Source organism: Actinomycetospora atypica (assembly GCF_042653685.1).
GTDB lineage: Bacteria > Actinomycetota > Actinomycetes > Mycobacteriales > Pseudonocardiaceae > Actinomycetospora > Actinomycetospora atypica.
Genome location: NZ_JBHSIV010000011.1, coordinates 164,392 through 184,052 on the forward strand (window position 1 = coordinate 164,392; position 19,661 = coordinate 184,052).

The 19,661-nt window shown below is 74.8% G+C and carries 20 protein-coding genes; 10 read left to right on the forward strand and 10 right to left on the reverse strand.

Annotated elements, in window-relative coordinates; genetic code table 11:
- Positions 1-12: 12 nt before the first annotated feature.
- Entirely contained in the window at positions 13-879 is an 867-nt protein-coding gene (locus ACFPBZ_RS13145) for a hypothetical protein (RefSeq protein WP_378036496.1), read from the reverse strand.
- A 234-nt stretch (positions 880-1,113) separates the two neighbouring features.
- Between ACFPBZ_RS13145 and ACFPBZ_RS13150 the strand changes: the two genes are divergently transcribed.
- The 3 genes from ACFPBZ_RS13150 to eutC all read left to right on the forward strand — a co-directional run bounded on the left by ACFPBZ_RS13150 (position 1,114) and on the right by eutC (position 4,958).
- Positions 1,114-2,763: an NAD-dependent malic enzyme gene (locus tag ACFPBZ_RS13150; RefSeq protein WP_378036527.1), complete on the forward strand. Its 1,650-nt coding sequence runs from the start codon at positions 1,114-1,116 to the stop codon at positions 2,761-2,763.
- A 90-nt stretch (positions 2,764-2,853) separates the two neighbouring features.
- Complete coding sequence (locus ACFPBZ_RS13155) at positions 2,854-4,236, forward strand: ethanolamine ammonia-lyase subunit EutB (protein ID WP_378036497.1); 1,383 nt, start codon at positions 2,854-2,856, stop codon at positions 4,234-4,236.
- A complete protein-coding gene (gene eutC / locus ACFPBZ_RS13160; protein ID WP_378036498.1) occupies positions 4,233-4,958 on the forward strand; it encodes an ethanolamine ammonia-lyase subunit EutC in 726 nt (241 codons plus the stop codon). The genes ACFPBZ_RS13155 and eutC overlap by 4 nt, the downstream gene beginning before the upstream one ends.
- 25 nt (positions 4,959-4,983) lie before the next feature.
- Here the strand turns inward: eutC and ACFPBZ_RS13165 are convergent, their stop codons facing one another.
- Complete coding sequence (locus ACFPBZ_RS13165; protein WP_378036499.1) at positions 4,984-5,292, reverse strand: muconolactone Delta-isomerase family protein; 309 nt, start codon at positions 5,290-5,292, stop codon at positions 4,984-4,986.
- Between the two features lie 99 nt (positions 5,293-5,391).
- On the opposite strand from ACFPBZ_RS13165, the gene ACFPBZ_RS13170 reads away from it, so the two are divergent.
- The 3 genes from ACFPBZ_RS13170 to ACFPBZ_RS13180 are packed head-to-tail and all read left to right on the forward strand — an operon-like array spanning position 5,392 to position 6,730.
- Entirely contained in the window at positions 5,392-5,967 is a 576-nt protein-coding gene (locus ACFPBZ_RS13170; RefSeq protein ID WP_378036500.1) for a TetR/AcrR family transcriptional regulator, read from the forward strand.
- 47 nt (positions 5,968-6,014) lie between these two features.
- Positions 6,015-6,137: a hypothetical protein gene (locus ACFPBZ_RS13175; protein ID WP_378036501.1), complete on the forward strand. Its 123-nt coding sequence runs from the start codon at positions 6,015-6,017 to the stop codon at positions 6,135-6,137.
- 41 nt (positions 6,138-6,178) lie between these two features.
- On the forward strand, positions 6,179-6,730 hold the full coding sequence (locus ACFPBZ_RS13180; RefSeq protein WP_378036502.1) for an amphi-Trp domain-containing protein: 552 nt from the start codon (positions 6,179-6,181) through the stop codon (positions 6,728-6,730).
- A 66-nt stretch (positions 6,731-6,796) separates the two neighbouring features.
- Here ACFPBZ_RS13180 and ACFPBZ_RS13185 read toward each other — a convergent pair whose 3' ends face one another.
- From ACFPBZ_RS13185 to ACFPBZ_RS13205, 5 genes are all read right to left on the reverse strand, one after another.
- Positions 6,797-7,108: a DUF4235 domain-containing protein gene (locus tag ACFPBZ_RS13185; protein ID WP_378036503.1), complete on the reverse strand. Its 312-nt coding sequence runs from the start codon at positions 7,106-7,108 to the stop codon at positions 6,797-6,799.
- A complete protein-coding gene (locus ACFPBZ_RS13190) occupies positions 7,105-7,485 on the reverse strand; it encodes a DUF3618 domain-containing protein (protein WP_378036504.1) in 381 nt (126 codons plus the stop codon). Before ACFPBZ_RS13190 ends, ACFPBZ_RS13185 begins: the two co-directional genes overlap by 4 nt.
- On the reverse strand, positions 7,463-7,945 hold the full coding sequence (locus tag ACFPBZ_RS13195; RefSeq protein ID WP_378036505.1) for a phage holin family protein: 483 nt from the start codon (positions 7,943-7,945) through the stop codon (positions 7,463-7,465). The genes ACFPBZ_RS13190 and ACFPBZ_RS13195 overlap by 23 nt, the downstream gene beginning before the upstream one ends.
- A gap of 151 nt (positions 7,946-8,096) precedes the next feature.
- The gene (locus ACFPBZ_RS13200; RefSeq protein WP_378036506.1) at positions 8,097-9,584 is read right to left on the reverse strand and encodes a hypothetical protein; all 1,488 of its coding nucleotides are present in this window, start codon (positions 9,582-9,584) and stop codon (positions 8,097-8,099) included.
- 69 nt (positions 9,585-9,653) lie between these two features.
- Positions 9,654-11,018, reverse strand: a complete 1,365-nt coding sequence (locus ACFPBZ_RS13205) for an acyl-CoA dehydrogenase family protein (RefSeq protein WP_378036507.1) — start codon at positions 11,016-11,018, stop codon at positions 9,654-9,656.
- 107 nt (positions 11,019-11,125) lie between these two features.
- Between ACFPBZ_RS13205 and ACFPBZ_RS13210 the strand changes: the two genes are divergently transcribed.
- On the forward strand, positions 11,126-12,691 hold the full coding sequence (locus tag ACFPBZ_RS13210; protein ID WP_378036508.1) for an Rv2578c family radical SAM protein: 1,566 nt from the start codon (positions 11,126-11,128) through the stop codon (positions 12,689-12,691).
- Here ACFPBZ_RS13210 and ACFPBZ_RS13215 read toward each other — a convergent pair.
- Positions 12,688-13,605 carry a tripartite tricarboxylate transporter substrate binding protein gene (locus tag ACFPBZ_RS13215; RefSeq protein ID WP_378036509.1) on the reverse strand — a complete coding sequence of 306 codons (918 nt, stop codon included), beginning with the start codon at positions 13,603-13,605 and terminating at the stop codon, positions 12,688-12,690. The two genes, ACFPBZ_RS13210 and ACFPBZ_RS13215, sit on opposite strands and share 4 nt — an antisense overlap.
- A 79-nt stretch (positions 13,606-13,684) precedes the next feature.
- On the opposite strand from ACFPBZ_RS13215, the gene ACFPBZ_RS13220 reads away from it, so the two are divergent.
- Positions 13,685-15,355 (forward strand): sensor histidine kinase, encoded by a 1,671-nt coding sequence (locus tag ACFPBZ_RS13220; RefSeq protein ID WP_378036510.1) that lies wholly within the window; start codon positions 13,685-13,687, stop codon positions 15,353-15,355.
- Complete coding sequence (locus ACFPBZ_RS13225) at positions 15,342-16,064, forward strand: response regulator (RefSeq protein WP_378036511.1); 723 nt, start codon at positions 15,342-15,344, stop codon at positions 16,062-16,064. Before ACFPBZ_RS13220 ends, ACFPBZ_RS13225 begins: the two co-directional genes overlap by 14 nt.
- Positions 16,065-16,077: 13 nt before the next feature.
- On the opposite strand, the gene ACFPBZ_RS13230 is transcribed toward ACFPBZ_RS13225, so the two are convergent.
- Positions 16,078-17,529, reverse strand: a complete 1,452-nt coding sequence (locus ACFPBZ_RS13230) for a CitMHS family transporter (protein WP_378036512.1) — start codon at positions 17,527-17,529, stop codon at positions 16,078-16,080.
- A 166-nt stretch (positions 17,530-17,695) separates the two neighbouring features.
- Between ACFPBZ_RS13230 and ACFPBZ_RS13235 the strand changes: the two genes are divergently transcribed.
- Positions 17,696-18,904, forward strand: a complete 1,209-nt coding sequence (locus ACFPBZ_RS13235) for an MFS transporter (protein ID WP_378036513.1) — start codon at positions 17,696-17,698, stop codon at positions 18,902-18,904.
- An 18-nt stretch (positions 18,905-18,922) separates the two neighbouring features.
- Here the strand turns inward: ACFPBZ_RS13235 and ACFPBZ_RS13240 are convergent.
- The coding region (locus ACFPBZ_RS13240) for a cytochrome c oxidase subunit I (RefSeq protein WP_378036514.1) at positions 18,923-19,661 on the reverse strand (739 nt) is incomplete at its 5' end.

The following is a 19,661-nucleotide window of genomic DNA, read 5'->3' on the forward strand; positions in this document are numbered from 1 at the left end:
TCCCGACGACGCCTATGGGCGCGGGATCGGCGCGGTGAGGTCGGACGGGGTGCCCTGGTCGACCTGCGCGGCCGGGACGCGCCCGGTCGGCAGCGCGTGCCGGCCCGAGCTCACCCGCAGCGGCACCCGGCCCGACGGGACACCGGAGCGCTCGACGGCCTCGCGGGCCGCGCGCTCGGTGGCCGCCGAGAGAGTGCGTGCCATGACCCTCCGGGCGATGAGCACGCAGAGGTGGCAGAGCGCGGTGTAGGCGAGGAACTTGACGACGTCCTCGGCGTGCCCGAGCAGCGAGGCGAGCCCCGGGTTGCTCTCCTCGAACAGCGACTCCAGGACGTCGCCGCCCAGGGACCCGGCGAGCAGGGCGAGGGCGACGAGGAAGGTCAGGCCGAGCCGCTCGGCGCGCATCGGGCGGAACGCCCAGGCGACCAGGGCGAGGCCGATCACGCCGTACACCCCGAGCGCGGCGTTCTCCGGGATCCCGGCCCCGGGCAGGACGGCGTCGTGCACCATCATCACGTCGTCGAAGCCGAGGAAGACGCACAGCACGGCGACGGCGAGGCCGGCGGTGACGGCGGGGGAGCTGGCCCGGGCGTCGCCGGTGGCCGCCGACCAGGCCCGCGCCACCACCAGCGAGCCGAGCGCGACCCCCGCGCACACCATGAGCGCGCTCGAGAAGATGATCGTGAACAGGCCGGAGTACTCGGAGTCCTCGGGGAACCGGTCCTGCAGGACAATGGTGAGGTCGTGGCCCGTGCCGCCGTAGACGGCCAGCGCGAGCACGAGCACCACGCCGACGGGCAGCACGGTGCGGACGAGCATGCGCACGGCCTCGGCGAGGTCCGACCGGTCCTGCGGCACCGGCCCTGCGGGGTGCGTCATCTGCCTGCCTCCGTCTGCCACCGTCCCGCCACGGCAGCGCCCCTCGGCCTTGAACCGGCGCTGTCGTGGTCACAACGAACAGGTGAACGGCAGAGTAATGAAGGACGCCCGGACGGGTGATACGAGGGGCATGCTCAGGACTTCCTCAGAACCCCGCCGGGAGGGCGCCGCGGGGCCGGTCGGACGGGCACGATGCAGGACGACCGAGGGCGGGCGCGGGTGGAGGGCGGGGCGATGGAGTCAGCCGGGACGGGGCGCAGGGAGGACATCCTCACCGATCCGATGCGGACGAAGGGGACCGCGTTCACCGCGGAGGAGCGCCGCGAGTACGGCCTGCTCGGGCTGCTGCCGCACACGGTGACCACGCTCGAGGAGCAGGTGGGGCGCTGCTGGGGCGAGGTCCACCGGCAGGCCACCGACCTGCAGCGCTACGTCTACCTGCGCTCCCTGCAGGACCGCAACGAGCACCTCTTCTACTCCGTGCTCGCCGCCGACGTCCCGACGGCGCTGCCGCTGGTCTACACCCCCACCGTCGCGGAGGGCTGCCGCCGCTTCTCCGCCCTGTGGCGCCGCCCGCGCGGGCTCTACCTCGCCTGGCCCGACCGCGCCCACCTGCCCGAGATGCTGCGCAACCGCCAGCACGACGAGGTCGACGTCATCGTCGTGACCGACGGCCAGCGCATCCTCGGCATCGGCGACCAGGGCGTCGGCGGGATGGGGATCCCGGTCGGCAAGCTCTCGCTCTACACCCTCATCGGCGGCATCGACCCGGCCCGGACGCTGCCGATCCTGCTCGACGTCGGCACCGACAACGCCGACCTGCTCGACGACCCGTACTACCTGGGGTGGCGCCACCGCCGGATCGACGACGAGGATTACCACGCCTTCGTCGAGGACTTCGTCTCCGCGGTCGAGGACGAGATGCCCGACGTGCTGCTGCAGTGGGAGGACTTCGCCACCCCGCACGCGGCCCCGATCCTCGCCCGGTACCGCGACCGGCTGCTGACCTTCAACGACGACATCCAGGGCACCGCCGCCGTGGCCCTCGGCGCGCTGCAGGGCGCCACCGACGTGGCCGGGACACGCCTGGCCGACCAGCAGGTCGTCATGCTGGGCGCCGGCTCCGCGGGCATCGGCGTGATGGAGATGGTGCGCCAGGAGATGGTCGACGAGGGCCTCGCGCCCGACGAGGCCCGGGCGCGCTGCTGGGTGGTCGACGTCCGGGGTCTCCTGACCTCCGACCGCGACGACCTGTCCGACGACCAGCGGGCCTTCGCCCACGACCCGGCCGACGTCGCGGACTGGGGCGTGACGGGGCTGCCCTCGCTCGCCGACGTCGTCGAACACCTCACGGTCGGCGTGCTGCTGGGCCTGTCGACCGCGCAGGGCGCGTTCACCGAGGACATCGTCCGGACGATGGCCGCGAAGGTCGACCGGCCGATCGTCTTCCCGCTGTCGAACCCGACGTCGAACGCCGAGGCCCGCCCCGCCGACGTCGACGAGTGGACCGACGGCCGCGCGCTGATCGCCACCGGGTCGCCGTTCCCGCCGCTGCAGCGCGACCACGGCGAGGACGTTCCCGTGGCGCAGTGCAACAACGTCTACATCTTCCCGGCCGTCGGGCTCGCGGTGACCGCCGCGCGCGCCACGCGGGTCACCGACGCCATGATGCGGGCCGCCGCGCGCGCCCTCGGCGACGCGTCCCCGGCGCTGTCGGACTCCCGGGCGCCGCTGCTGCCGGCGTGGGCCCAGGTGCGCGACGTCGCCGACGACATCGCGCTCGCCGTCGCCCGCCGGGCCGTCGTCGACGGGGTCGCCCCGCAGGCCTCCGACGACGAGCTCCGCGCGGCGATCCGCACGACCCGGTGGGCCCCGGGGTACTGATACCTCCCAGCGATACCTGACCGTCACCCGTCCGGGGCGCGGGCGGTCCAGGATGTCCGTCCGGGCATCACCGACCAGGAGGGCCGCGCGATGGGCTGGACCGGCACGGTGGGCGGGCACTCCTACCGCTTCGACGACCTGCGCGACCTCCTCGCCAAGGCCACCCCGCCGCGGTCGGGAGACGTCCTGGCCGGGGTGGCCGCGGAGTCGGCGGCCGAGCGGGTGGCGGCGCAGCAGGCCCTGGCCGACCTCCCGCTCGCGCACTTCCTCGACGAGACCGTGGTGCCCTACGAGGACGACGACGTCACGCGCCTGATCGTCGACTCCCACGACGCGGAGGCCTTCGCGCCGGTCCGCTCGGAGACGGTCGGCGGCCTGCGCGACCGGCTGCTGTCGTGGGAGACCGACACCGACGCCCTCACCGCGCTCGCTCCCGGCCTGACCCCGGAGATGGTGGCCGCGGTCTCGAAGCTCTGCAGAGTCGCCGACCTCGTCGCGATCGCCGCCAAGACCCGGGTGGTCACCGGCTTCCGGACGACGATCGGGCTGCCCGGCCGGCTCGCCACCCGCCTGCAGCCCAACCACCCCACCGACGACCCGGTGGGCATCACCGCGAGCATCGTCGACGGCCTCCTGCACGGCTCGGGCGACGCGGTGGTGGGCATCAACCCCGCCACCGACCGCCCCTCCACGGTCCGGGCGCTGCTCGAGCTGATCGACGACGCGCGGCGGCGGATCGACGCCCCCGTCCAGTCCTGCGTGCTCACCCACGTCACCACCACCCTCGAGCTCCTCGAGCAGGGCGCCCCGGTCGATCTCGTGTTCCAGTCGGTCGCCGGCACCCAGGCGGCGAACCGCGGCTTCGGCGTCACGCTCGACCACCTCGCGCAGGCGCAGGAGGCGGCGCTGGGACTGGGGCGGGGCGTCGTCGGGAACCAGGTCATGTACTTCGAGACCGGCCAGGGCTCGGCGCTCTCCGCGGACGCCCACCACGGCGTCGACCAGCAGACCCTCGAGGCGCGGGCGTACGCGGTGTGCCGGGCCTACGACCCGCTGCTGGTGAACACGGTCGTCGGGTTCATCGGCCCGGAGTACCTCTACGACGGCAAGCAGATCCTGCGCGCCGGGCTGGAGGACCACCTCTGCGGGAAGCTGCTCGGCGTCCCCATGGGCGTCGACGTCTGCTACACCAACCATGCCGAGGCCGACGCGGACGACACCGACACGCTGCTCGTCATGCTGGCGGCGGCCGGGTGCTCGTTCGTCATCTGCGTGCCCGGCGGCGACGACATCATGCTCAACTACCAGTCGCTCTCGTTCCAGGACGTGCTCACGGCCCGGCAGGTGCTCGGGCTGCGCCCGGCCCCGGAGTTCGAGACGTGGCTCGCCTCGGTCGGGCTCCTCGACGACGTCGGCCGGGTGCCGCAGCTGTCGCCCGCCGCCCTGCCGGCCCTCACGGGCGGGCTCTCGTGACCGACGCCTGGACCGTGCTGCGCGAGGCGACCCGGGCCCGCGTCGGGCTGGGGCGTGCGGGTGACGGGCTCCCGACCACCGAGGTGCTGCGGCTGTCCGCCGCGCATGCGATGGCGCGCGACGCGGTGCACGAGCCGCTGCGGGTGGACGAGATCGTCGGTGCCCTGCACGACGCGGGCTTCCCGACGACGACCGTGGCCAGTGCCGCCGACGGCCGCGCGCAGTACCTGCAGCGCCCCGACCTCGGGCGCCGGCTCGCCGACGGGGACGGGCTCGAGGCGGGGGAGTGGGACCTCGCCGTGGTGGTCGCGGACGGGCTGTCGGCGTTCGCGGTGCACGCCCACGCGGTCGGCCTGGTCTCGACCCTCCTGGCGCAGCTCGAGGGGTGGCGGGTGGCCCCGGTGGTGGTCGCGACCCAGGCGCGGGTGGCCCTCGGCGACGACGTCGCGCAGCGCCTCGGCGCGGCGATGGTGCTGGTGCTGATCGGGGAACGGCCGGGAATGTCCTCGCCCGACTCGCTGGGCGCCTACCTGACGTGGGCCCCGCAGCGCGGGCGGGCCGACTCCGAGCGCAACTGCGTGTCGAACATCCGCCCGCCCGACGGCCTGTCCTACGAGCGCGCGACCGAGGTGCTCGTGGCCCTGATGACCGAGGCCCGGCGCCTCGAGCTGACCGGGGTGGGGCTCAAGGACACCGGGGGCGCGCTGCCGCCGGGGGAGTGACGCCGGGGTTGTCGAATCCGCGTCCTCACGCGGCGGCGCGGGCGGCGCGCAGCGGGGTCGGGAAGGCCGGGTGCGCGGCCAACGCGGTGATCTCGAGGACGTTGTAGGGGTGGACCGGCAGGGTCCGGAGAGCCGCGTCGAGGCTCTCGGCGCTCTCGGCGTTCCAGACGGCCAGGGTGGTGCCGGTGTCGGGCAGTCGCCACATCCAGGTGATCGTGCCCGCGTCGATGAGGGCCGTCGCGATCTGCCGCTCCCGCGCCATCAGCTCGTCCCGCTCGTCGGCGGCCAGATCGATCAGGCCTCCGGTCGGTGTCGCCGTCACGAGGTAGTCCACGGTGTTCTCCATCCGCTGGTCGCGCCCGGGGTGATGTCGCGCTGTGACATCACAGTAGACCAGATGTCGCGGTGTGTCATCACTGTGTATCGTCGCGGCGTGCCGAGGTGGGAGCAGGGCAGCGGGGAACGCCTCAGGACGGCCGCCCTGCAGCTGTTCCGGGAGCACGGCTTCGAGAACACCAGCGTCGTCGAGATCGCGCGGCGGGCCCGGGTCACCAACCGCACGTTCTTCCGCCACTTCTCCGACAAGCGGGAGGTCCTGTTCGCCGACGCGGACGACCTGCGGGCGGCCCTGGTGGACGAACTGTTCCGGGCGCCCCACGTCGCGGACCCGCTCGGAGTGGTGGTCGGGGTGCTGTCGCAGCACGCCTGGGAGGCCCTCGCCCCGCGCCGGTCCCTGCGGGAGCGGCAGGCCGTGATCGCGGCCAACCCGGAGCTCCTCGAACGCGAGCTGATCAAGCAGCACGTCATGGCGCTCGAGTTCGCCGACGCGCTGACCAGGAGAGGGGTCGACGAGGGCGACGCGCGGCTCGCGGCCGGGGTCGGGGTGCAGGTGTTCCTGACCGCCTACGAACGGTGGCTCGACGCGGCGGAGGGCGACGAGGACCTGGTCGCGATCAGCGGCGACCTCCTGGCGACCCTCCGGGCGACCACGCCCACCGGGCCGTCGTGAGGGAGATGCCCCTCGGAATCGTCCGTCGTGGAACAGAGGTGGGCCTCGTGGTCGGCATCCGCCCGAATCCGTTCTTCGTCCGGCGCATTCTTCTCGTGGCGTTCGCCGAAACGGTGATGCATCCAGGCGATATCACCGACGCCGCCGATCCGGGAAACTGTCCGCCCTGAGGCACGGCAATTGCCGCGGCCCGTGGAGGGATGGAGACACGGTGAATTTCAAGGTCGAGAACGAGGTCACGCTGTCGCGGGAGGAGCTCGCCGACTGGCTCGCCGACCTGGCCGACGCCCTCCGGGAGGACGGCTCGGCCCAGCTGCCCCTGGCCGGTCCCTCGCTCACCCTCGCGCTGTCCGACGAGATGCACGTCGAGATCGAGGCGAGCATCGATGGCGACGACGTGGAGCTCGAGCTGGAGCTGGCGTGGTCGACCCGGAAGAGCGGGACCTCGGGATCGCCGGCTGCCACCGACAGCGGCGAGGGTGCGGCAGACGACGAGGACGGCGAGGACGAGGCCGACACCGCGGACCGCGGGGACGACGCGGTCGCACTTAGGAGTGACTCCACGACCGCCGCGACGTCGAAGGAGGGCGCCGAGAACGGGGCCGCACCGAGTGCGCCCCGGACCTCGTCGGGGTCGTCGTCGGGGTCGTCGTCCGGCTCGGCAGCGCCGCGTGCGGCCTCGGGCCGGCCGAGCGCCGGGACCCGCGCCAGTGCCAAGACGTCGGCCGCGAACGGTGCCGAGGCGTCGCGGTCGCGCTCCTAGACGGTCACCGATCCGACGGCGCCATTCGTCCGGTGTCCGTCGGACCGCCCGGTTGCGGGATACGGCTCAGTCACCGGGCCATTCGCCGCTCCACCGCTGGAACGCGCGCGCCCCGCCGCGGTCGATGACGACCTTGACCACGGCGAAGATGGCCCCCTGCAGGCCTGCCGCGAGCAGGATCGTCCGCAGGGACGATCCGGAGTCGAGCGCCCGCGGCGGGTCGGGCGCCTCGCCCGGCGCGGCGCGCTGCCACACCCGGCGGAAGATGGCGTTGGCGAGGAGACCGCCGAGGATCGAGCTCGCCAGCCCGACCGGCCGGTAGAGGATCTTCGCCGGCGTACTGGTCGGCGTCGTCCCGGTGGGTGCGGTGGTGGTCATCGTTGCCTCCGGTGGCGGACGATCGTGCGCAGGACGAGGACCGCGGTGAGGGCGGCGGCGCCCTTCACCGCGATGCTGCGGGCCTGGTCGGTGAGGTTGCCGTCGTCGTCGGTGGCGGCGTCCCTGGCCTGGGCGAACAGGTCCTGGCCGCGGGCCTGGAGGTCGCGGGCCTGCGCGGTCGCGCGCGACCTGGCGTCGTCCAGGGTGTGCTGGGCCTGGGCCTTGACGTCGAGCTTCTGGGCGAGGGCGTCGACGGTGGCGCCGAGGTCGGCGCGGGTGGCCTCGATGTCGGCCACGATCTCGTCGGCGCTCGCGGTGCTCGCCGGTCGGGCGGTGACGGTGTCGGGGTGGGTGTCAGGCCTGTCGGGTGTCGTCATGGTGGCGGGCCTCCTGGATCTCTTCGACGTCGAGCTTGACGTTGGCCACGGTGCGGTCCGGGGTGGGCGAGACCTGCTGGACCTTGTTCCTGCCGAGCAGCGCGGCGACGCCGGCGGCGGCGAGCAGCAGGGCGGTGACGATGAGCGCGGACGCCCAGGTCGGGAGCAGCAGGGCCAGGGCGATGATCGCGGTGGCCACCCCGGCGCCGAGCCCGGCGACGGCGAGGATCCCGGCGACGCCGAAGAGCCCGGCGCCGATCCCGGCCTGCTTGGCGGTGTTCTTGAGCTCGACCTGGGCCAGCGCGAGCTCGTCGCGGACCAGCCGCGAGGTCTGCTCGGAGAGCTGGGTCAGCAGCTGGCCGATCGACGGTTCCGCGTTCGACCCGGACCCCGCGGGACGGGCCCCTCCGGGGTCGGGCGGTGGTGTGGGGGCGGACGTGCGATCGGGTGCGACGCTCATCGCTTCACTCCTGGACCGAGGGTGATGTGACACCGCGACTCAGGTCCGGGAGCCGGTTCGGAAGCAGGGTTGCCCGCTGTCCGACGGGAGATAACGCCGACCGGGGAACACCGCGGTCGACGTGCCCCCGTCGTCGACGGACGCGGCCGGGTCAGCCCTCGACGGCCTTCTGCCGCCGGCTCGAGGGGAGGCGGTCGACGATGCGGCCGAGGCGCTCGGTGGTGCCCTGCAGCGGGGCGAGGGCGTCGGCGAGCACCTTGATCTGCCCGTCGAGATCCTCGATCCGGGAGGCCACGGTGCGCAGGTCGGGCGCCACCCGGACTAGCTCGGTCGCCGCGGTCGACAGCGAGGAGTCGAGGGTCTCCAGGCGCGGGGGCAGCTCGGGGAACGTGGTGTCGGCGTGCCGGGCCAGCACCTCGACGTGGGAGATCGCGCCGGTCAGCTTCTCGAGCTCGGGCACCGAGTCGACGAGGGCCCGGATGAGCGGAGTGGCCTCCGCGAGGCTCTCGATGGCCGGGACGGCCCCGGCGAGCGCGTCGATCGTCGGGACCGCGTCGGCCAGCTGCTGGACGGTGCCGACGGCGTCGGCGATCCGCTCCACCGTGGGTACCGCGGCCGCGATCCGCTCGACGGTGCCGACGGCGTCGGCGATCCGCTCGATCGTCGGGACGGCCGCGGCGATCTGCTCGACCGTGCCGACCGCGTCGGCGATCCGCTCGACGGTGGGGACCGCGGCGGCGATCTGCTCGATCGTGCCCACGGCGCCCGCGATGGTGGCGACGTCGCCGGTGGCGGCGGCGATGCGCTCGAGGTCGGAGACCGCTCCGGCGAGCTTCGCCAGGGAGTCGACGGCACCGGTGAGCTCGCGGATGTCGGCCGCGGCGCCCCCGAGCTGCTGCAGGGCCGGGACGGCCTCGCGCAGCGCGTGGATGTCCTCGGCGGCACCCCCGAGCTGCTGCAGCGCCGGCACGGCCTCGGTGAGCTTCCGGATGTCGCCGGCCGCGCCGCCGAGCTGCTGCAGGGCGGGCACGGCCTCCGTGAGCGCGCGGATGTCGGCCGCCGCGCCGCCCAGCTGCTGCAGCGCCGGCACGGCCTCGGTGAGCGCCCGGATGTCCCCGGCCGCCCCGCCCAGCTGCTGCAGCGCGGGCACCGCCGCGGTCAGGGCCCGGATGTCCTCCGCCGCGCCGCCGAGCTGCTGCAGGGCGGGCACGGCCTCGGTGAGGGCCCGGATGTCGCCCGCCGCGCCCCCGAGCTGCTGCAGCGCGGGGACCGCGGTGGTGAGCGCCCGGATGTCGTCGGCCGCCCCGCCGAGCTCGCGCAGGGCGGGGGCGGCCCCGGCGAGGGCGTGCAGGTCCGGCGCCGCGGAGGCGAGCGTGTCGAGCGAGCGCTGCAGGTCCTGCGCCATCGGCAGCAGCGTCTCGAGGAGGTCGACGAGCCGCGGCACGGCCCGCAGCGCGTCCCCGACGAGCGGCGCGACGTCGACCGTGACGGTCTGGGCCGCCGACGCGAGCCCGCGGACGATCTGCGGGCCGCGCAGCGTGAGTTCCACCGCCGTGCGGGCCGAGGCCGCCGCGAGGGCGTAGACAGTGTCGAGCACGCCCGGGGCGGGGGCGTCGCCACGGCGCGACGGCGTGGACATCAGCGGACCTCACTACGGCAGACGGGTGGTCCGGTGGACCCTAGAGGAGGTCGACCGCGGGCGTGCTGATCACTTGCCGGGCGAGGCGAGCTTCCCGCCGAGCTCGAGGAGCTTGTCGGGCGCCTTCTGCGCGAGCTTGAGGAACGCCTCGCCGGCGCGGGCGCGGGCGAGCGACCCGTGCCCGAACTTGCGGGAGAGCCCCCTGTGGTCGCCGGGAAGCTGGTGGTGCTGCGGGCCCTTGACCGCCTCGGTCGCGAGGGTCCGGCCGATGACCATCCGCTGGATCTCGCTGGTGCCCTCGAAGATGGTGTAGAGCTTCGCGTCGCGGTACCACTTCTCCACCGGCAGGTCGGAGACGTAGCCCCAGCCGCCGCAGACCTGGACGGCCTGCTCGGCGGCGCGCACGGCCACCTCCGAGGCCTTGAGCTTGGACATCGAGCCCTCGCCGAGGTGGAACGGCACGCCGTTGGCGGCCATCCAGGACGCCCGCCAGCAGAGGAGCCGGGCGGCGTCGATGTCGGCGGCGATGTCGACGAGCGGGAACGCGACGCCCTGGTTCTCGATGACCGGCCCGCCGAAGGCCTCACGGCGCGACGCGTAGTCGCAGGCGTACTCGAAGGAGGCCCGGGCGACGCCGAGGGCCATGGCGGCGACCATCGGCCGGGTCTGCTCGAAGGTGCCGAGGGCGGCCGAGCGACCCTCGCCCCGGCGGGCCTTGTCGAGCTTGTGGTTCAGCTTGTCCTCGGTGCCGAGCAGCTGGTCGGCGGGGATGCGGCAGTTCGCGAACGACAGCTCGGCGGTGTGCGAGGCGCGGTGCCCGAGCTTGTCGAGGCGCCGGACCTGCTCCATGCCCGGGGTGCCCTTCGGCACGAGGAACATCGCCTGGCCCTTGGTGCCGAGCTCGGGGTCGACCACGGCGTTGACGATCGTGACGTCGGCGATGCCGCCGTTGCCGATCCAGATCTTGGACCCGTCGAGCACCCACTCGTCGCCGTCCTTGACCGCGCGGGTCTGCAGGTTCGCGACGTCGCTGCCGCCCTGGGGCTCGCTGACGGCGAGGGCGGCGAGCTTGATGTCACCGGGCTCGCCGAACATCTCCGGGGCCCAGCGGGCGAGCTGCTCGGGCGTCCCGGCCTGGTTGAGCGCGGAGAGCGCGAGGGCGGGCAGGACGAGCGTCAGACCGATGCCGGCGCAGCCCCAGAAGATCTCCTCGAGGAACAGCGGCAGGGACAGGCCCGTGGGGTCGGCGATCATGTCGGCGTAGAAGAGCGGGCTGTAGAAGCCCTCGCGGGAGGCCGCGTCGACGATGTCCCACGGACATTCCTGGAGCTGGTCGTACTTCGCGGCGGCGGGGCGGATGACCTCCTCGGCGAAGGTGTGCGCGCGCCGCACGAGCTCGTGGTGCGCGGGGGTGAGTTCGAGGGTGAAGCTCATGGTGCCTCCTGAGCCCGGGCGTTGTGACGTGCAGTACCGCGTACCGGCGGTACCGAAACCTCGTGATCGAACTTGCCGTCCAGGCGAACACATGTTCGAATCGACGCATGCGGTGGGCCGGACAGCAGGTGGGGGACGACGACGGGGCGCTGCCCGGCATGCCCGCGCTCAAGGGGCTCGTCCGCAGCGTGCAGACCCCCGAGTTCGCCGGGATCACCTTCCACGAGGTCCGGGCCCGCTCGGTGCTCAACCGGGTGCCCGGCGGCTCGCCGATGCCGTTCGGCTGGACGGTCAACCCGTACCGGGGGTGCTCGCACGCCTGCACCTACTGCGTCGTCGGCTCCACCCCGGTGCTCCGCGCCGACGGCGGCACGGTGCCGATGGCCGACGTCCGCCCGGGCGATGCACTGGTGGGCACGGTGCACGGGAACGGACTCCGCCTCCTCGACCGCACGCACGTGCTGGCGCACTGGTCGCGCCGCCGCCCGGTGGTCCGGGTGCGGCTCGCCGACGGCACGACGATGGTCGTGGGCACCGAGCACCGGCTGCTCACCCGGGCCGGGTGGCGGCACGCGACCGCCGAGGGCGCGGCCGACCACGGGGGCGCCTGGGTCGTCCCGGGCGACGTCCTGGTCGGCGCGGAGACGCTCCCGGCCCCCGGCCTCGCGGGGGTGCGCGACGTGCTCGACGAGTCCCGCGGGGCCGACCGGACGCTGGTGTCGGTCGAGCCGGCGGGGGAGGAGACGGTCTACGACGTCACCACCACCACGGGCGACTACGTGGCGGCGGGCCTGGTCCACCACAACTGCTTCGCCCGCAACACCCACACCTACCTCGACCTCGACGCGGGGGACGACTTCGACCGCCAGGTGGTGGTCAAGCTCAACGCCCCGGAGGTGCTGGCGCGCGAGGTCCGCTCACCGCGCTGGACCCGCGAGCACGTCGCGATGGGCACCAACACCGACCCCTACCAGCGGGCCGAGGGCCGCTACCGGCTGATGCCCGGGATCATCCGCGCCCTCGGCGCCTCCGGGACCCCGCTCTCGATCCTCACCAAGGGCACCCTGCTGGCCCGCGACCTGCCCGAGGTCGTCGCGGCCGGCCGGGACGTGCCGGTGGGCATCGGGGTGTCCCTGGCCCTGCTCGACCCCGACCTGCACCGCTCGGTCGAGCCCGGCACGCCCACCCCGCGGGCGCGGCTCGACCTCGTGCGCCGCATCGCCGACGCGGGCCTGCCCGTGGGGGTGTTCGTCGCGCCGGTGCTGCCCGGGCTCACCGACTCCGACGCCGCGCTCGACGCGCTGCTCGGCGAGATCGCCGCGGCGGGCGCCGCGGGGGCGAGCGTCCTCGCACTCCATCTGCGCCCGGGCACCCGCGAGTGGTTCCACGCCTGGCTCGCGCGGGAGCACTCCCACCTCCTCGAGCGCTACGCGGCGCTCTACCGGCGGGGCGCGTACGTGCAGCAGGCCTACCGGGAGGACCTGAAGGCACGCGTCGCGGTGCTGCTGCGCCGCCACGGGCTCGACGGGTCGGGGCACCACATGGGAGGGCGCCTCGACGGCGGGCGGGGCGTGGCGCCCGACAACCCCGAGCCGTGGCCCGACGGGGCGCTGCCCCGCGTCCCGGCCGGCCTCGTCCGGGACACCGCGCCCGAGCAGCTCTCCCTGCTCTAACCCGCGGCGAGGGCCTCGCCCACCCGGTCCCGCTGCTCGGCGAGGAACGCGGCGAAGGCGGGCCCGGACAGCGGCGCGTCGGTCCACCCGTTGCGGGCCACCGCCGCCCGCCAGGCCGCCGACGAGCGGACGCCCTCCACCAGGGACACCAGCCGGGCGACCTGGGCCTCGTCGAGACCCGGCGGGGCGAGCAGGCCGCGCCAGTTCTCCAGCACCACGTCGACGCCCGACTCCCGCAGCGTCGGCGCGTCCACCCGCGCCGTCCGCTGCGCCGAGGTGACGGCGAGGGTCCGCACCGTCCCGGCTTCCACCTGCGGGGCGGTCTCGGCGAGCCCCGTGACGGCCACCGACACCTCGCCGCGCAGCACGGCGGGCAGCAGCGCGTCGCCGGGCAGCGACCGGTAGCGCAGCGCCCCGGGCGGCAGGCCGATCGCGGCCGCGACCCGGGAGGCGACCAGCCAGTCGGGACCGCCGCGCGCGGAGACGCCGCCGACCACGACGCGCGACGGGTCGGCGCGCCAGGCGGCCACGAGGTCGCCGAGGGTCCGGTAGGGCGAGCCGGCGGGCACGGCGACGAGCTCGGGCTCGGTGACCAGGCGCGTGAGCGGCGTGGCGTCCCCGGCGGCCGTCGGCACCGCCCCGAGCAGGCCGAGGCCCATCACCATGACGAGGTCGGGGTCGGCCCGGGCGGCCGCCAGCCTTGCGACGGCCGCGCGTCCGCCGTCACCGGGCACCACCACGACGGGCGGGCTCGCGCCCTCGGTCTCCGCGATCGCGGCGGCGAGGGTGCGGGCTGTGAGGTCGTACCCGCCACCGACCTCGGTGGGGACCAGCAGGCGCAGGTCGCCGGGGCCGGGGGAGCAGCCGGCGACCAGCAGCGCCAGCACGGCGAGGACGAGACCGGCGTGCCGCACGCCCGGCACTCTCCCACCGACGGAGCACCGTCCCGCCGACCGAGGTGATTCCGGGCGCCCCACCCGCCAGACTGCACCCGTGGCCGGCCCGCTCGACGACGCGCCCGCGACCCGCCGGTGGTCGCGGGCCGGTCGGCGCCGCACGCTCGCGGGGGAGGCGCTGGCCCTGCAGCTCGGCGTGGTCGCGCTGGTGCTCGTCGCCGTCGCGGCCGTGAGCGTCACGCAGTCCCTGGCGTCGTTCACCCGCACCGAGAGCCGCCGGGTCCTCGCCGTCGCCGAGGACGTCGCGGTCGACGGCGTGGTCCGCCAGGCCCTCGCCGGTCGCGCGGTCACCACGCGCAACCCGGTCACCGCCGTCGTCGACGGGGCCCGCGACGTCTCGGGCACCTCGGCGGTGGTGGTCGCCGACGCCGACCTGACCGTCGTCACCGCGACCGACCCCGGCCTCGTCGGGACCCGCCTCGGCACCGCCGACGCCGACGGCGGAGAACCCAGCCGGGTCGCCGAGGGCCGCAGCTGGACCGGCTCGTCGCGCCTCACCCCCGGCGGCCCGCTCGCGGTCGCCGCCCAGGTGCCGGTGCTCGCCACCGACGGCCGGCGGATCGGGGCGGTCGCGGTCACCAGCGACCTGCCGGGGATCACGACGAGGCTCGCGGCCTCGGCGCCCGACCTGCTGACCTACCTCGGCCTCGCCACCGCGCTCGGCGTGGCCGGGTCGCTGCTGCTCGCCCGGCGGGTCAAGCGCCAGACCCTCGGGCTCGAGCCGCGGGAGATCACCGCGCTGGTCCAGCAGCGGGAGGCGATGCTGCTCGGGATCCGCGAGGGGGTCCTCGGCGTCGACGGCTCCGGGCGCGTGGTCCTCGCGAACCCCGCCGCCCGGGCGCTGCTCGACCTGCCCGACGACGCCGTCGGGCGCACGCTCGCCGACCTCGGCGTCGAGGAGTCGGTGCGCGCCGTGCTCGGCGGGCCCGGGCGGGCCGCCGAGGACGCCGTCATCCCGCGGGCCGACGCGGTCGTCGTCGCGAACCGGCGCCCGTTCCTCGTCGACGGCGCCGTCCGCGGGTGGGTGACCACCCTGCGCGACCGCACCGAGCTCGCCGCCCTGCAGCGCGAGCTCGGCACCACCCGCGGCACCACCGAGACGCTGCGCGCCCAGGCCCACGAGTTCTCCAACCGCCTGCACACGATCTCGGGGCTGATCGAGATCGGCGAGTACGACGAGGTCGTGCGCTACGTCGGGACGCTGCAGGGCTCGGCCGAGGACGACGCCGCCGTGACCGGGCGCGTGGGCGACCCGTCGCTCGCGGCGCTGCTCGTGGCCAAGACCCGCCTGGCCCGGGAGCGGGGCGTGGTCCTGGAGGTCACCGGCTCGCTCGCGCGGGTGTCCGACGGGCTCTCCGCCGACCTCGTCACCGTGGTGGGCAACCTCGTCGACAACGGCCTCGACGCGGTCATCGGGCTCCCCGGGGCCACCGTGACCGTGGAGCTCAGCGACCCCGGTGCCGGGAGCCCGGTCGGCGTCGAGGTCTCCGACACCGGGCCCGGGGTGAGCGCCGACCCGCCCGACGAGGTCTTCGGGCGCGGGGTGTCGACGAAGACCGGCGACGGCCGCGGCATCGGGCTGGCGCTGGTCCGCGCCGTGTGCGTGCGCCGCGGGGGAGAGGTCGCGGTGCGCTCGCGGCCCGGGGCGGGTGCGGTGTTCACGGCGCGGCTGCCGAGGCAGGAGAGGACCGTCGATGTCGGGGTCTGAGGGATCGGGGCCGGTGCGGGTGCTCGTCGTCGACGACGACTTCATGGTCGCGAAGGTCCACGGCGGCTTCGTCGGGCGCACCCCGGGCTTCGTCACCGTCGGGGTCGCCCACCACGGCGCCGAGGCCCTGGAGCGGGCCGTCGAGCTGCGCCCCGACCTCGTCCTGCTCGACCTCTACCTGCCCGACCGCAGCGGTCTGGAGGTGCTCGACGACCTGCGCGCGGCCGTCCCGGGCACCGACGTCCTCATGGTCACCGCGGCCCGCGACGCCGAGACGGTGCGGGCGGCGGTCCGCGGCGGGGTGGTCAACTACCTGATCAAGCCGTTCGGGTTCGAGGACCTGCGCGACCGGCTGCTGCGCTACGCGGCCGGGCGGGAGGCGCTCGCGGGGGAGCAGGACGCCGACCAGTCGGCGGTCGACCGGCTCTTCGCGGGAGCCCCGGCCGCCCCGCCGCCAGCGCCGGGAACGCGAACGGGCCCCCGGGCGTCGTTGCCCAAGGGCCTGTCCGGCGAGACCGCCGACCTGGTCGCCACGGCGCTGCGGGCCGCCGACGGCGACCTGTCGGCCGCCGAGACCGCCGAGCGGGTGGGGATCTCCCGGGTCAGCGCCCGGCGCTACCTGGAGTTCTTCACCGACTCGGGGCGGGCCGAGGTCCGCCTGCGGTACGGGTCCGCCGGGCGGCCCGAGCGCCGGTATCGCGCCGTCTGACCCGGGAAGCCGTCTAGCCGAGGAAGGGGATGGCCCCGACCACCACGCCGACCACGAGCATCGCGACCGAGGCGAGCCCGGCCATCCAGAGGGCCTTGCGGTGGTGGTCGCCGAGGTCGACCTTGGCCAGCGCCACGAGCAGCAGGATCGCCGGGACCAGCGGGCTCTGCATGTGGACCGGCTGCCCGACGATCGAGGCGCGGGCCATCTCGGCCGGGCTGATGCCGTAGTTCGCGGCGGTCTCGGCGAGCACCGGCAGGACGCCGAAGTAGAACGCGTCGTTGGACATGAGGAACGTCAGCGGCATCGAGAGCACGCCCGTGACCACGGCCATGTACGGCCCGAACGAGGCCGGGATGACCGAGACCATCCACTGCGCCATCGCGTCGACCATGCCGGTGCCGTCGAGGATGCCGATGAGCACCGCGGCCGCGAGGACCATCGAGACGACGGAGACGACGCTGCCGGCGTGGGCCTTGAGCTCCTCGGCCTGCTCGTCGACCGAGCGGAAGTTCACGACGAGGGCGATCGCGGCACCGATCATGAACAGCAGCGCGATCGGCAGCAGGTCGAGGATCAGCATGCCGAGCAGGCCGACCGTGAGGGCGGCGTTGAACCACAGGAGCTTCGGGCGCAGGGTCGTGCGGTTCGGGTCGAGCGCGCCCTCGAGGCCGTGGTCCGCGGGGGTGGACCCGTCGGGACCGGTGCCGCCGCCGGTGACGGCGGGCGTGCCCCCGGGCGGGGTGAGGACGGACGTCGTCGTGCCGGTGGTCGTCGTCGCCGTGGTGCCCTCGAGGACGCGGGTCTGCGACCGGGCGCCGACGGCCTCGCGGACCTCGGCGAACGGGTCCGCGCCGAGGCGGGTGCGCTCGCGGCGGCCCAGCAGGTAGGCGAGCACCAGGACCGTCGCGATGCCCGCCAGCATCGACGGGATCATCGGGACGAAGACCTCGGAGGGGGAGAGCTGCAGGGCGCTCGCGGCCCGCGCGGTGGGCCCGCCCCACGGGACGATGTTGAGCACGCCGTTCGCGACCCCGGCGACCGCGGTGAGGATCACCGGCGAGAGGCCGAGGCGGAGGTAGACCGGCAGCATCGCGGCGACGGTGATGATGAAGGTCGTCGAGCCGTCGCCGTCGAGGGAGACCACCCCGGCGAGCACCGCGGTGCCCACGACGACCTTCGCCGGGTCGTCCCCGACCACGCGCAGGATGCCGCGGACGATCGGGTCGAACAGGCCGACGTCGATCATCATCCCGAAGTAGATGATCGCGAACATCAGCAGCGCCGCGGTGGGGGCGAGGCTCTTCACCGCGTCGAGCACCATGTCGCCCATGCCGAGCCCGGCGCCGGCGAAGAGGCCGAAGATCGTCGGCACCAGGATCAGCGCGACGACCGGGGTCAGCTTCTTCGTCATGATCAGGGTCATGAAGACCCCGATCATGAGAAAGCCGAGGATGACGAGCACGGGGGCCTCCTACGTGATGTCCGACGCCCGCTCCGGCGTGGTACCGAGCACACTGCGGGCCCACCGGCCGTGAGGTCGACGTTGCGGACGTGAGGCGCGTAGTGGTCGTAGTGGTCACGGCCGCGACCGTTCTGTCCGCGGCCCGGGTGCCGGAGGCTCACCTACCGTGCGACGCCGCCTCCCGCCCTGGTTCGCCGGGCTCCTCGTCTGCGTGCTCGCGACCCAGACCGCGCTGAACCTCGCCCGGCCCCTGGTGTCCTACCGCGCGATCGCCCTCGGCGCGGACGCCACGGCCGTCGGGCTGATCACCGCGGTCTACGCGCTGCTGCCGATCCTGGTCGCGGTGCCGCTGGGGCGGGCCACCGACCGGCTGGGGCGCTCGGCGGAGGTGCTCCTGCTCGGCGTCGTCCTGCTGGGCGCGGCCCCGCTGCTCCTCGCCGGCGCCGACGCCCTCTGGTCGGTGGGGCTCGCCTCCACCGCGCTCGGCTTCGGGCACCTCGCCTTCATGATCGCCGCCCAGGGCCTGGTGGCCGGGCGCAGTCCCTCCGACGGGCTGGACCGGGCGTTCGGCCTGTTCACCGCGGTCACCTCCGCGGGTCAGCTGGTGGGCCCGCTGCTCGCGGGGGCCCTGCTCGGCGACAGCGGCGGCGCGGCCCTGCTGCCGGCGACCCGCACCGCGCTGCTCGTCGCCGCGGCATGCACGCTGCCCGCCGTGCCGGTGGCGCTGGTCGCGGCGCTGCGGTTCCGCCGGGGCGTGCGTCCCGACGACGGCCCGGTGCCGGAGCGGGCGCGCATCCCCGCCCTGCTGACCCGCCCCGGGATGCGCCCGGGGCTGCTGGTGAGCCTCGCCCTGCTCGCGACCGTCGACCTGCTCACCGCCTACCTCCCGCTGCTGGCCGAGGAGCGGGGGATCGCCCCGGCGGTCGTCGGGCTCCTCCTCGGCGCGCGGGCGGGCGCCTCGCTGGCCTCGCGGCTGCTCCTGGGTCGGCTCGCCGCGTGGTGGTCACGGTCGACCCTCGTCGTGGCGAGCGCCGCCGGCTCGGCCGTGGCCCTGGTCGTCGCCGCGTGGCCCGGCGCCGGGGTTGCGGTGATGGCGGTCGCGCTGCCCCTGTGCGGCTTCTTCCTGGGTATCGGCCAGCCCCTGACGATGACGCTCACCGTCCGGGCGGCTCCGGTCTCGGCGCGCTCGACCGCGCTCGCGCTGCGGCTGCTCGCCCACCGGCTCGGCCAGGTCGCGGTGCCGACCGGGGCCGGCCTCGTCGCCGGGGCGACGGGGGCGGCCGGGGCGCTGTGGCTCGCGGGCGGGCTGCTCGCGGGGTCGGCCGCCGCGGCGGCGGACGCCACCCGCCGCGGGGCCTTCGACGACTCCGCCTGACCGCCGCGGCCGGCCCGGTCACTTGTCGCGGGCGTCGTCGCCGGAGAGGCCCTCCTGACCCGCGGCACCGGCGGCCACCTCGCCGACGGTCGCCCGCTGCGAGCCGATGTGGGACTCCCGCCGGAGCCGTTCGACGACCTGCGGGTAGTGCAGCTCGAAGGCCGGACGCTCGGAGCGGATCCGGGGCAGCTCCGTGAAGTTGTGCCGCGGCGGCGGGCACGAGGTGGCCCACTCGAGCGAGTTGCCGTGGCCCCACGGGTCGTCCTGGGTGACGGGCCGCCCGTAGCGGTAGCTGGCGAACACGTTCCAGATGAACGGCAGCGTGCTCGCGCCGAGGACGAACGCCCCGATCGACGAGATCGTGTTCAGCGTGGTGAACCCGTCGGAGGGCAGGTAGTCGGCGTAGCGGCGCGGCATCCCGCTGGCGCCGAGCCAGTGCTGCACGAGGAAGGTCAGGTGGAAGCCGACGAACGTGGCCCAGAAGTGGAACTTGCCCAGGCGCTCGTCCATCATCCGGCCGGTCATCTTCGGGAACCAGAAGTAGATGCCGGCGAAGGTCGCGAACACGATCGTCCCGAAGAGCACGTAGTGGAAGTGCGCCACCACGAAATAGGTGTCGGAGAGGTTGAAATCGAGCGCGGGGCTGCCGAGCAGCACCCCGGTGAGCCCGCCCAGCAGGAACGTCACGAGGAACCCGATCGCGAACAGCATCGGCGTCTCGAACGTCAGCTGCCCCTTCCACATCGTGCCGATCCAG